Origin of the sequence: Pseudovibrio denitrificans JCM 12308 (assembly GCF_001310815.1) — a bacterium.
GTDB lineage: Bacteria > Pseudomonadota > Alphaproteobacteria > Rhizobiales > Stappiaceae > Pseudovibrio > Pseudovibrio denitrificans.
On the sequence record NZ_BAZK01000045.1, the window covers coordinates 1 to 13881 of the forward strand.

9 protein-coding genes are annotated in these 13881 nt (G+C 46.2%); 4 read left to right on the forward strand and 5 right to left on the reverse strand.

What is annotated here, in order from left to right; genetic code table 11:
* The 5 genes from JCM12308_RS26950 to JCM12308_RS26975 all read right to left on the reverse strand — a co-directional run.
* Nucleotides 1-721: hypothetical protein (locus JCM12308_RS26950; RefSeq protein WP_164845381.1), on the reverse strand; the 721-nt coding region annotated here is incomplete at its 3' end.
* Between the two features lie 8 nt (nucleotides 722-729).
* Nucleotides 730-6537 (reverse strand): SdrD B-like domain-containing protein, encoded by a 5808-nt coding sequence (locus tag JCM12308_RS26955; RefSeq protein ID WP_054785711.1) that lies wholly within the window; start codon nucleotides 6535-6537, stop codon nucleotides 730-732.
* 95 nt (nucleotides 6538-6632) lie between these two features.
* Entirely contained in the window at nucleotides 6633-7778 is a 1146-nt protein-coding gene (locus JCM12308_RS26960; protein WP_054785712.1) for a COG1361 family protein, read from the reverse strand.
* Between the two features lie 619 nt (nucleotides 7779-8397).
* Complete coding sequence (locus JCM12308_RS26970) at nucleotides 8398-9534, reverse strand: hypothetical protein (protein ID WP_054785714.1); 1137 nt, start codon at nucleotides 9532-9534, stop codon at nucleotides 8398-8400.
* Nucleotides 9535-9592: 58 nt separating this feature from the next.
* Entirely contained in the window at nucleotides 9593-10030 is a 438-nt protein-coding gene (locus tag JCM12308_RS26975) for a hypothetical protein (protein ID WP_128647527.1), read from the reverse strand.
* Between JCM12308_RS26975 and JCM12308_RS28440 the strand changes: the two genes are divergently transcribed.
* From JCM12308_RS28440 to JCM12308_RS26990, 4 genes are all read left to right on the forward strand, one after another.
* On the forward strand, nucleotides 10029-10232 hold the full coding sequence (locus JCM12308_RS28440) for a hypothetical protein (RefSeq protein WP_164845382.1): 204 nt from the start codon (nucleotides 10029-10031) through the stop codon (nucleotides 10230-10232). The two genes, JCM12308_RS26975 and JCM12308_RS28440, sit on opposite strands and share 2 nt — an antisense overlap.
* A 1307-nt stretch (nucleotides 10233-11539) precedes the next feature.
* Complete coding sequence (locus tag JCM12308_RS26980; protein WP_054785716.1) at nucleotides 11540-11986, forward strand: SpvB/TcaC N-terminal domain-containing protein; 447 nt, start codon at nucleotides 11540-11542, stop codon at nucleotides 11984-11986.
* Nucleotides 11980-13251, forward strand: a complete 1272-nt coding sequence (locus JCM12308_RS28110) for an FG-GAP repeat domain-containing protein (protein WP_128647528.1) — start codon at nucleotides 11980-11982, stop codon at nucleotides 13249-13251. Before JCM12308_RS26980 ends, JCM12308_RS28110 begins: the two co-directional genes overlap by 7 nt.
* Nucleotides 13252-13334: 83 nt before the next feature.
* Nucleotides 13335-13881: toxin TcdB middle/N-terminal domain-containing protein (locus JCM12308_RS26990; RefSeq protein ID WP_164845383.1), on the forward strand; the 547-nt coding region annotated here is incomplete at its 3' end.

The window sequence follows — 13881 nt, forward strand, 5'->3', positions numbered from 1 at the left end:
TGTTGTCTCTACTACTGGTGACTTCAATATCAGTTACTGTTAGTTGGAACTGACCTGAATTATCAAACTTTTCTATAGAAAAAGATATATTTCCCCTGAGTTCAGAGCCTCTTAGTCCCATCACGGGAGGATTAAGAATATTATATCTTCTATACTCAGTTTGGTCTCCTCGGTCGCTCCATATCAAGCAATGGTCTGCGGGTAAAAGATTCGCATCAGTCGTGGTACAAACACCATTGGCGTCATTAAACCTAGCAACCCTTCCTGGGCTATCTTCATACCAATCTTGAAGCACATCATTACTGGTATCAAAACCCCTCCTAAAGTTAACACGATTAAAATCGCTATTTCCGCGGTACCAAGTGATGAGATCAAATGTGCGACCGTTAGAGTTAAACTTTAATGCCTCTAAGGTTTGATGAAGTGTATCCCGATAAGCTAATGCAAAAGCTATTTTAGCGGTGCCAGAATTAAAATCAGACACTGCTGCTAAAACGACATCAGAAGTAGGATCGGGAACACAAAAATAGTAATAAACGTTACCTGAAAGACCATTAGTCGAAGTCTGCTTACCTTCAAAAATGCAGCTTTCTAACTCCGTTGGATTATTGAAATCTGTACTTTGTGCCCATCCGGCCCCGGTTACAGACCACAAGGATATCCCGCTCAAAATTATGATAAGCAACCCACGTGCAGCAGTACAAACAACACCCATAGCCAAACTATTCCTTACTGCAACCACTGGAACAATCCTTCGTCTAACTTCGCTCTGACACGTACGTAAGGCCCGCTCGCAAATCCTGATCCCAGGTGCTGTTCTTCATACCCTATGAAGTTGTATCCGATGGTTGGCCAAACGTTCTCCCACACACGATACCCAGCCTCTAAACCGAAGCTGTATGTTGGGTTTTGAAAACTATTTTCCAGGAGAGTCGATGCAGTCAGACCCACATCAAGTTTGTCTGTAACGTCATATGCTAGCCTTACAGAAAACTGCTGAAGCAATGTTGTCTCAGACACTACAGAAGCCTGTCTGCTCGCCCACTTGCCAGCATAACGTCCTGTCAGCGTAAACTCTTTTACGGGCTGCCAATTGGCGGCTAATGCCCATAGATTGGTTGAGGTAGAAGTGTTTTCATGTCTATCGAGATAAATCCACTCATACCAACCAAGCGCATTAAGCAGATTATGGTCTGTAGGCCGATAGGCAAGACCGACACGTAACCGGTTTTCAAGTTCATCGTCTTCTGCCTTATGCAGGACGATGGATAGCCGGTTTTGCCCCAGCACACTCCATGTATCATCCAGATTGTAGACCACACCAGAACTGGCGTACCACGTCTGTGATGCTTCTTGCTTGTTCCATTCTAGATTGAGTCGACCAGCCCAAACATCATTGGGTTCAATGTACCTGAGTGCTGTTGCTACTGCCGCTCTTTCCTTTCCGCCACCACTTAAGCCCAGAGTTCTTTCAAGCCTAATTTCAGCTGAAAGGTCATCCGTTAAGTCCCATTGGCCTCGCACACCATTTGCAACTTCAGATGCAAATGAACCATCATTGGGTCTTCTTCTGATTTCAGCAAAAGTCCGCACATTTTCTGACTTTTTGTACTCGAAACCTGCAGCAGTTGTGTTCTTAGATCTGTTAGGCCCAATACCAAAGGAACCTCGCAATGAAGAAATCAGCTCGTGCTGAGCATAAACACGTCCCTTTTCAAAGGTGTAATCCGCTCCAACTGCCAAACGGGCGTGATCTAGTGCAGCGAGATCTTGCTCATACTCCAATCGAGTAGAGACGTTTGGCAGAAACTCTGGAGACCACTCAACACCACCAAACAGGCTTGTTGTGTACTGCTTCTCATTTCCACGCTCGAAAGAGTAGCGCAGACCACCATGAAGCGTTACTTCACGTGAGAGGGCATAATTGCCTCGAAGGGACGTACTAAAGCGCTTCTCATTGGTCGTGCGTTCGTGTGAGTATCTGCCTTCCGAGGTTATAGAAAAAGCTTCCGAGATCCGTCTTGTAACGTCAAATGAAGCTTCTCTTTGGCCTTCCTTTAGGGAGGCATTTGGAGAGTAAAAATGCTCGCCGGCCTGCGCTATCTTTGCATTCAAGGTGAGGTTTTCATCATGGAACTCATAACCAATCCGTCCAGCAAACCCATCACCATGTTTTTCTGATCGACTGTGCGCAAGCTCGGCAATCACCTTACCGTTTTCTCCAACTTGTGCCTCCACATACGCACTACCAAGCGTCAAAGAGTTTCCAGGTTCTTGAGAACGAGCAATACTTGCTCCGGCATAAGTGCTATCGCGAAGCTTTCCTCTGATGTTACCGCCATAGATCCAGTACTTTTCTCCGTCGCTGTCTAACTCCAAAGTCACACGAATTGAGCGCGGATTAAGTTGGTCATCAAAACCAGAGATCGGCCGTGTAAAGATGATGCTGTTATCTGAGTACCGAATGCGATAATCAGAAAACCTAGTTAAAGTCTGGGTTTTCAAGATGACACCAGTTTGACGTCTATCACGGGTGATAATTTCGACCTTTTCACTATTGGTGACAATTTTTCCCGAGACATTTAGATCATACGGTCCTGAAATCCCCCTGGCAGGCAATTCAACAACTCTTTGATTGTGAGAAATCTGAGCGGCAAAAGCTGTGACGGTCGTCTGTGCGAATTCTAGATGAGCCTTACCGCCTGTTACACTTCGATTGTAAGATCCCAGCTTCAAACCATCGTAATTTTCAGAAGTCTGATAATCACCATAAAGGATGTAAGAGCTGCCTTTTTCTACTTTCACATAAAGCTGACTTGCAGACTGGGCATCAAACTCTTTGATCGATTCATCGCCATAAATGGGGTAAAATTCATCGGGCCGAATGTCTCTGAATAGCCGTTCTTTTGTATCCTTGTCGCTGTCGTAAGCCACAGTCAGAAGGGCATCACCTTTGATCTTACCTTTCAGATAAAGAGCACCCCGCACGCCTTCTTGAGTTTGCTCAAAAGCGTTCAGCTCATCCTTTGAAATCAGATGGCTGATATTCTTCCCACGACGCCCTAAGTTGACCGCTCCTTCGACAACCCCGACAGCAATCAAAGGTCTCAAATGAGGAGAGAACTTGATGTCTTTTTTGAATGTGCCGAAGTCTGTTGTGACAGTTATTGTTTGAGTTCCAGCTGTATTGGGCGGGATCAAATCAACCAGTGCTTCGCCTTGATCAATCAGAACTTGCAAGCCGTAGGACCCTGGATCGATATCTTGCGCATCAAACTTGCCACCTGATACTTCAAGTGCTGCAATCACCTGGCTCTGGGTTGGAATGCCTTGACTGTCAAGAATGCGCAAAACCACGGGTAGGGGGCTTGCGCCATCTCCAACAGCTTCATCCGGAGCAAGTATCTCTACTCGTGCACTACGACCTGGTGCGTAGATGGTGATCTGCTTTTGCCCTCGCTCAATACCAAAATGGTCCACTTGTTTGAGCAGTAAGGTGTTCTCACCAGGTCTCAACTGAACTGCAACAAACTCATAAGCAGCAACTTGAGCCTTCTCCCACTTTACAACTTGGCCCAAGCGTTCATTGCTGACGAGTTCACCATTTACAATAAGTGATACTTGCGCAGAGTTATGTCCTTTAGCACGGACTGACAGCACTTGCTTAGACACTGTCATTTCATCTTTCAGATCCAAAAAATCCAAGGAGTTGTCCAAAGATCGGATCTGTTTTTCTAAGTTTTGTGTCGTTGCGATTTGAAGCGGGAGATCTTGATCTTCGATGACGCCGTCAATCAAAGCAACTTGTTTGGTTCCTTGAGCAACATCACCAACAATGTCTGAGGCAGACTTGATTTGGCCATCAACAGTGATAATTCCAGCATTTCGCCCCATGTTTTGAGCAGTAACCCGTTTGCCTTGGTTGGGCCGCTCAATCGTCAATTCTCTATTGAGGAGATGATCTAGAGAGTTCTTTTTCTCCAGCTGAGCCACTCTGTTTTGGATCTCAACTAGAACCTCGTCATATTCTCCCTGAAGAGCAAAATCTGCCTTATGAAGCTCACCTTTATGAAAATCGATGAACCTTGACTTTGGGTCTCCTGCTTGGCGGTTGCTGGTCAAAGAGACCCTGGTGCCTTTGGGGAGCGTGGTTTCATCAATCCGCGCCACGTAAGTGATCGGGCGAAAACCGTAAAGTGAGTATCGTCCATACCTGTCTGTGATGACGCTGGTTCCATCCTGGAACAAGATCCGTACGCCAGGAACCCCCGGTTCATCTGCTTCAGTTGTTTGAATGCCATCACCATTTCGATCCAAGAATACCTTGCCAACCAGAGAAGCTTCTTGCTGGAATACCTTGCCAGGTTCGATCTCTACTGAAGCGATTGCTACGTTGCTTTCAATGTCACCAAATTCTGCAGAGTTCGCGCTGATCTGAGCAATATTTATGTTTTGCCCGAATCCAGCCGTTGCTCCTACGCGGGCAACATAGCTAAGCGTTTTTTCAACATTGGCTTCAATATCAGGAAGGGTAAACTCTATGTCTGATCCAACAGAACCGTTCTTCTCAATTAAAGTCTGACCACTCATTCGTGCAGAGCGAGGAACATAGGTAAATCCTGGAGGCAACGTATCGACTAAAGTCACATCCGTCACGGCTTGTTCTAAAGAGCTTTTCAATGTCAGCTCATAGACAATCAGATCCCCTCGTTCTGCTCTTTGTATATTGGCTTCTTTTTTTAGAAGTAGCCCATTTGTGTACACGTCCCGGTCCAGCGGAATATCAAAGAACAAACGTTCAGTTTGCTCAGTGACCACAAATGGTCGCCCATAAGATCGATCAGAAACGACATTCCGGCTGGGAAAAGATTCAGGATCTGCAGTGGAAGGAAACTTGAGCCCACTATTTGCCACAACAAACACAGAGTAACGCCCTGGCGGCACCGTGTTGAAAGCAAAACGCCCTTTGGCGTCGGTTGTTTGGACTTGGATTGCTTGTCCTGCACCATCTCGCAATTGTACCTGCACACCAGGAACAACATCATTGGTCGTACTATTGAAAACCACGCCTTTGGGTTCAATAAGCAATGGTGCACTATAGGATAAGCCACCACAGTTAAGAGACGCAGTTACCAGGTCGTCATCAACTGCATTCACGACCCCATCGGCCCGACGCAGCTGACTGTTTTCAAGCAAAAGCTCATTATCTTGAACGGCTACAAACTCATCAGCAACTTCAACGGCATTTACCCGAAAGATACCGGATCGAGGAGTAACTTCTTGCAACAAGACACGTTCTTGATCGCCCTCTTTTGTTCGTATAACTGCATCAACTCTATCAACTTCTGATGTTAGGTTGCAGGCACCTGATGAGAACTGAAGAAATGCTGCTGTATCATTCGAACTGGCTGTGATCGGTCTTTGGAACTGACCAGTAGCATACCATGCTAGGGTACCGACACTTTCCGAGTGCACCCTTGTTAAAACAAGGTTAGTTGGTGTTGCGACTTGCTGGTCATCTTCGTTTGTGCGAAGCAAAACAGCTTCATTTGAGATAACGCCTGACGTTGCATTGCTGTTTACCTGAACATTGAACTCAAAGTCCGCACTGGTTGAGGCTCTCAAAGGAGAGGGAATTAGGTAGCCAATTGCATCAACAGAGTTCAAGTCATCAGGGATGTCAGAACGATAAGTGTGTTGAGCGTCCCCGAAGATATGATAAAGGGTCTCAGCGCGGGCATTTTCCTTGGCAGAAGAGAGCACTGTGTTGTTTGGGATTTCATCCCGGATTAAGAAACCTTGCTTTGCCTGTCCGTCAACTGTGACCTGGAAGTTGGTTTCGACAGTTTGACCGTTGTTACGAAATGGGAACCGATACATTATTGTATCATCTGGACGAGCCGTTTTCCGATTGGTTTCTTTGCGAAGATAAAGTCGTTCCAGTGATATGATTGCAATACCTTGCGCACTGTCTCGAACAGAACCGTCTGCAGTTTGTGCCTGAAAATCCAGTCCGCCTCGGTCACCAGTATTTGCTGTATCCGGCATTTGAGCCGTGACAATAAATTGTCGAATTTGACCGGGTTCGAACTCAAAGTCCTGGTTTAAATCGCCACCAAACACAGGGTTTTGCTCAGGTTCGATTGTCCCATTGCCGAGCTGATCTAAGAAGGTATTTTTCGTCAAGAAAGGTAGAAAACCAGAGGCATCCGGCGTTGATAAAGTGACAGTTTGCTTGCTATTGCCGTTGTTTGATACTGAAAAGAAAAATCGCGCTGCGGACCCTGGAAAAACGGTGACTTCCTGATCCTTTACAACAGAAATATCTATTACTTCTCGAACAGTTGCCTGGACCGAGTTTGAAAACTTTCGTTCTAGAGCACCAATCTCGGCATTGTAGTACTCAACCGCCGCTCGCACAGAAATCACCGTACCAGCAAGAGGCACTTGCGCCTGAGTATTATTAATGAAGTTCATCAGGGTAAGCAAAGCTGCCACGCACACTGCCCAGAACTGAGACCAGCGTTGGTTTTTCATATGGATAACTCTCAAGAACATCAGATCGTTAGCACGATCACCAGACGTCTTGTGAATGGCGATCGTGCTTTTGCTTTACATTGGCGCGCGTGTTACTACTCGTCGACGCGAACAGTATAGTTCAAGACACCATCTTGCCCTGGAGCCAGCGTCCCAATTTCCGCTTGAAGTGCTCCTGCCCCTCCATCATCTATTGCTTCAAGGTTTTCGGAGCCAATCGCCACACCAGCATTTGTCGCATTGATTTCTGTTCCAGCTTCCGAACTCTCAAGTTTCGTAAAGTCCGGTGTTTTATCAATGATAACGACTTGCTCTACGGGCTGATCACCATTGTTGGTTGCAGTCACCCGATAGTTGATACATTGACCAGGACTAATTTCGAGTTGTCCTATGCCAAAAGCACCATCTGCTGGGCCGTTACACTCATTGTCTGCAGCTTGTTCTTTAAGCAGCTCCAAAACCTTTCCAACAATGGTTGTAAGATCAGAACTGACATTATTGAGTTCGATGGCGTCATCAGCGTCTATGCCGCCTGTTACCTGGAGAGCATTACCAACGATGATCGTTATTGTATCTGTCACTCCAGTATTCGCTGTTGCAGGGGCTGTCACGCGAAGAATAAGGTTTGCTTGTTCTCCGCTAGCCAAACCACTTGCCAAACCAGATGATGACAACTGGCTCAAGTTACTTATTACTGGTTCTCCAGTATCAATCTCACCATTTGCATTTGCGTCATAATAAAGGACAGCTTGGAAGTTGTTTGGTGAGTCTGAAACCTCAACGTCGCCAGCCATTAGGTCGATGTTTCCATTGTTCGTCAGAGTATGTTTGTACTCCGTGACCCCTCCAGCAAGAATTGTGTTCTCATTTGTAGGGGGGGAGATACCTATATCGACAAACCGTTCAACAGAGATCCGATCAAGCTTTTGGTCATCAACGCCTGTAACAGGAGAATAAGCCCGGAAGCGAATATCATAATCATCAGGAGAAGTATTAGTCGGCAAGGTTACATGAGCTGTAAACTCATAGGCTTCATCGGCCGCCAATACTCCGGTGTTTGTGATTGTGTTACCATTGTTGTCTCGGAACTCAACCTCAGACCCACTGGGGAAGTCCACAACATTGTCGGCAGCAAAACCACCGTCATTGCCGTCGGTCAGCTGATTACCTGCAAAGCTGGCTTCAAGATTGTAAACACCGCCGCTATTAGCACCTGGTGTAAGTTGCAAAGCAAACGTCAATGGCTGAGCTGGCTCTTGTTGAACAACTGTTGTAAAGGGATTGCCTGCATTTGTCTGGTCAGCAACCGCATTACCTACACCACCATTCCCTTCTGGCGCTGCCGGCGTTTCGTCTCCATTAAAAGACCCTGTATCTCGGTTGATAAGATCGACTTGACCTGCATTTACTTCTGATTTCAGAGCAAGTGTTGATGTGTCAGCACTTGCTCCGCTCTTCGGCGTTGCGTGATTGTCGCTATGTGGCTATCTTCAGAGGCTGAACGCGTGAACTCAACCGGGAGATTGACTACAACTCTTACGCGGGTCGTCCCTGGATTTGTGCCTTCACGGCCAGGTACTTCTACAACGTATCCACCAGAAGGATCTGCCTGGAGTGGAGCCCCAGTTGCATCAGTAATTAGATATGGGCCATCACTTGGAAGTGTGCCATTTTCGACCGTCAGCTGCACGCGATCTGACTTGTTTCCGTTGTTTGACAGCACAAACTCAAACGGGACTCTCGCTCCTTGAGTTAATGGCTCATTCTCCTCAACAACATCATTCAGCGTACTATCATCATCTGTTTCAGATCGATCAGTAGGGTCTGAACTTAGGTTACTTGGACCATCAGCGCCGCTATCTACCTTGCAGTCGCAACAGCATCAGCGATGCTAATTTGAACGCCACCGCCATTAATTTCGAGGATCGCAGTATTTGATTGGACGCTATCATCATCTGAATCAATATCACCATCATTATCTGTATCGGACGTTACCATCGCAACGTTTTCTAAGCGATCAACGGCAGTTTCATCGTTTACAACCACATCGAAAGAAATTGTTCCAACAGAATTGCCACGAACTGAACTAATCAAGAACGTCACATCGTCAGAATCTACCGCATCCAAAGAAGATGTTAGCGTTATGCCGCCATTTCCTGTTGTATCTGTTCCGGCCTGTGTTGCGGTAATAAGGGCATCTGTGCCAGCACTGTTGTGGCTCCATTTGATGGACCCAGGAACAAGTGTAAAGTTATCATCCAGCACATCTTTAAGTTCAACTGGTGTATCAACACCTGTCTTGTTTTGATACCTCAGCGTTACTGTACGTGTATCCCCAGGATCAGCCCTATCACGATCAAAGCTCTTGATCGTCTCAATAAGCGCTCCATCTATGATATTCACGCGGTTCAAGTTTTGGTCAGAAACTGTGTTATCCTTGGTACTCGTAGCTATGATCGTCAAATCGACATTATCACCAGCCGCTACACTATTACTGACACTCGCCTCTACAATTATCCCGTAATCATCACCAGGCATTAGATCAGGCGTTGTCGTGAGTGGCGTCGAACTATCCGGCCTTCCATCGCGGTTAGCATCCGCATATACAACGATGTTTTGAAAGTCAGCACTATCCCCACTGGAATCTGCGGCAGTAATGGCAAAGCTGTCACTATCATTACCATTATTCGTAAGTTCATGGTGGAATGTAACACGACCTAGACGCGGAGCAGATCTGCTTTGATCTGGCGCTCCTCCACCAGGCCCATCTGGTCCTAAATCAACGGCTGCAATTTCCCGAACAGTCGACTGAACTACATTGGAAGTGATACTTACTGTTTCACCTTGTGCATCTACATATGTTGCACTTGCTTGCGTTCCGATGACTTGGCCTGCCGGCGCCGACTGCGCAGCTGCAACTGCAATCCCGGCAACTGAAGCCATTAAATAGGTTACTAGCCCAGCTTTAAAGCTAGTTGCATGTCTTTCGCCCACCATTAGAGCATCATCCTTGTTTAATATTGATAGATTAGATTAAATGTCGGGAGGTTTTGGTCTACTTTACTTTGACCCGATAAGTAAAAATCGCCTCTTCTCCTGAAGGGAACTGGTCCAGAAAAACCCACCTTAAACTGGAGTACTCTGACGGAGGTATTTCTTGACGTTCTACACTTCCATCTTCTTGGGTTTTTTTTCGGAAGACAGGGGGAGAGGTCCACTCAGCTATTTCAGGTACATACACCTGAAACTCAGAAGGGGTTCCTTCTTCTGCAGTTCCGCCTTGATAGACTGTATATTCAGGAATGGGTCCAACAACGACCGCACTTTCGACCGCTTCATCAAGTTCGTTTGAATAGGTAAACTGGAACTCAAGCGTGTCACCAGGGGCAACTAAGCCATCCTGCAATTCTCGCAGCTCTTCTTGGCCATCATCAGACCTGTAGACCGCAAACACTTCACCGTGCAGATTCACACTTTGAGCCAGTGCAACCATGGTAAGAGCTGTCCAAAAGATTGCAGAGACAATGGCAACCCTCAGCAACAAGGTAGTTATTCTCATATCTAAACTCGATTGTATCACTCTGGAGACAGCAATCCCGTTCGCAGAAGTTAAACTGCGCTACATCACCATCTATTACTTTGAGAGGGCAGATAATTATTACTCTCACTCATTATCTGCTGTGAGCGAAGAGTAATGGCATCCAAAGTACTCAAGCCAAGGGTTGTGGGTTGGGGGCTTGAATGTTCCAAACGCCATTACCATTGTTGGTTATGCTAGTCTGATAACCATACAGACATTAAAGTTCGCTATTGGGCTTTAAGTAAATCTAAATAAACATCACCGGGTTCCATATAAGGCAATGTATAGAGTTAGTTTTACTCGCATGTTTATGATATAGCGCCTCCTTTATAGATGAGATGGAGCTACGCCAACTCAACTGAGATATCCAAAATACTTCTATGGGGTGGCATAGATATTTATTAAGAGGCGATATCTTGAGTTAGCTAACCATCGCATACTAACTCTTTTGTGAAAGGCAACACAGATGACGCAAACGGAAAGCAAAGCAACTTTCAGCTAAAGCAACGTGTGCTTGAAAGAACAAACTCAGAATAAAAAGTCACCATCAAAATATATAAATATATTTTATTGATACGGTAATGTATTGGAATATATAGATATAACTATTATTTATCTGCGATCGACCGCATTACAATGAGATTAAAGTATACAAGTTCAGCATTCGGCACTCCACATCAAATCATAGTACGACTATTGTGGATAATAATCTGCAAGCTGAAGTGAAATACGGGATATTGTATAACTATATATAATTATACAAATAGTTTTGTCGTAATAAAACTAAAATCACCTGCCTTACCTTTGCATAAAGCTTAGTTGATGAACCTTGCGGGAAACAGGCTTCCTATTTACGCAAGCGCATTGCAAATGGTTTTGGGATGCTCTGCTCCATAAATGACCGCAAGCCAAATTTGAAGAACAACACACTCAATGTGAGATGCGATCGTATGGAAAGCGATATATAAAGACTAGTATCTATCATCTTGAGATGTAGCACTTTAAAAATCTAACAGATATTTCTTCATGCTTTGGACGATACGGTCTTTTAAGAACATCTAGCTCATACGCTCTAAATGCCGGATTACACCGATCGGGAGCATCCAGACATGTTTGGACACCATTCCATTGATGAACTGATTTAAACTGTTTCACATGCCAGTCATAGCGTGCTTAATTTGGTCAAAATTATAATATGAATCTCTGACTCATATTTTATATTGCTGAGTATTACATACTACTTTGCCGGGTAGAAGCTGATATTCACATGACCTCTTTTCGCTATACTTTTCGCCTGACAACTGCAGTGTGCGCCTCTCTGGCTGTGCTCACCATCCAGCCCTACCACGCCGTTGCGCAAGATATTACCGCTGCCTATGAGGCTCCATTCAAGGACCACGTGCAACTCATAATAGCAGTGGCGTGTTCCAGAAAAGTGTTGCCATCCAAGTCCCTGCTTTCCGAGGCCTGGAGCCTCGGCTCAGCTTCTCCTATAGCTCAGCAGGAACACGGGTCAGTACCGCGGAAAGTGCGTTGGGTGCCGGCTGGCAGCTGGGAGGTTTGTCCAAGATCTCACGCAAAGCCAAGCGCAATGGATTACCACGCTTTGATAGTGCTGATGAGTTTTTGCTGGATGGCCAGCGACTGGTGCCTTGTCCGCAAGAGAACAAAAAAGCCGGCTGTGCAGCTGGTGGCTCTCACACCACTTGGACGCAGAGCTATCTGCGTATCAAGAAGAATGCTGAGAATTGGCAAGTCACTCGCCATGATGGCACTGTCCTGACATATAAGCCGCTATCTGCCTGGCTACCTATGACGCCAGCAAGGATGTTGAGAAAAAACTGGCTGAGAGCTATCGCTGGTTGTTAGCTTCAAAGGCGGATACGCACGGCAATACTGTCTCTTACACCTATGACTGCTCTGCCTTCCCCACCTGTCTGATTGACGAGATCACCTATCAGGCGAGCTCTGTGGTCTTTAACTGGGAAGATCGTCCTGACCCACTCAGTTATGCCACAGGCCTCAAATTGGGTAAGCTGAGCAAGCGACTGCAAAGTGTTGTTGTGAAGGCTGATGACAGTGTGCTGCGGGCCTACAAGCTTTCTTACGATCAAAGCCCGGCAACTAAAAAATCGCTTATATCCGGCATTCAGGAGTTTGGCAGTGATGCCACCCTTGCTGAGGGAGCGGTGAGCGGTGGGACAAAACTGCCCCAACACACATTCTCATACTCTGGACAAACACCTCAGATCAGTGAAGCTGGTCATCAAAAATACAATAAAAATAGCTCAGGCTATGCTCATCGTGTTTTCAATCACAACGACGACAAGCAGCTAGAGGCGATTGTTCGTGAAAAAAAATCTAAGTTTAATTGTTCTTTCGCCAAAAGTGACCACCTAAATGACCTAGACCTAACCAATCACAAACACTCTTGCTATACTGACAATTACTTTGAAGCGTATTCCTTACGAACATCCATTGGTAGAAAACACGAATTATACCTATTCTACATGGAGTATTATTATGACATTTTCCTCCCTCAATACTATGATCTCATACCATCACTAGATCCAACTTACTATGGCACTAGAGTTGGAGATTTTGACGGTGATGGTTTAGACGACACTTTGGGAAAGAAAGGCGTTCTGAAAACCATTGATGGTCACAGAATGATCTACACCACACATAGCAAAGGCAAGTTCACTAAGAGCACGACAGAGGACTGGGCCGGTGATGATAATGATTACATTGTCGGTGAATTTAATGGTGACGGTTTAGCAGACCTGTTTGAGGTCAAATCGAACAAGATCACAGTCAAGCGCTCCAACGGCGAAGACGGGTTTGTCAATCTCTTCGCCAAAAGCGGATCCTATGGCAGCAAAGTTGCTGTTGGCGATCTCAATGGCGATGGCATTACCGACTTTCTCACCTATCATGCGGCACCAAGTTCAAAGCCCATTACACGGTCGGCAATACGCTTGAGACATCAAGCGACATCACCTTGTCTGGATACTCCGACACGTCTGATACCGCGCTTCAGATTGCCGATATCAACGGCGACGGCCGCGGCGACATTATTGCCTCCCGGTGGAAGAAAAACTCCAGCACAAGTACATATTTCCGCCTGTATCTGAATGAAGGCAATGGATCATTTTCCTACCTGGCAGGCTCCGGATCTCACACCATAAACGGCAGCGCAACAGCCTATGTGGGCGATATGGACCGCGATGGCATTGCTGAGATCATCGAACGGGAAAGCAACGCACTTAACGTTTATGGCGACAAACGCTATTACCTGGTCACGGACCTTCCCGACGTGATGATCAGCGCCACCGATCCCTCTGGTGTTGAGCAAACCATCAGCTACAGCCTTTACAAAGGAGAGGTCGACAACTGGTTCCCGTATCCGCGCCGGATTGTCAGCTCTGTGACAACAAATGATGGACGTGGCTCCCTTTCAACAACACACTACAGCTACTCTGGTGGTAAATGGGACTATGAGCGCTCCCTGTTTCTTGGTTTTGAGAAGATCATAACCACTTTGCCAAAACTGGCAGGGGAAACAAACGCCCTAACCATTGAGACTTTCTACCGCCAGGACGTCTCCTCCGTGGGCAAGATCGCGCAGCAGATCTGGAAAGATGGCGACGGCACCATCTTGCGCAAGCAAGTCCAAGAGTATGCGGTGCAAAATGACAATGAACCTTACACCTCCCTGAACACCGCCAGCTTGACCTACTCTTATGATGAAGGCGTGGAGCGGG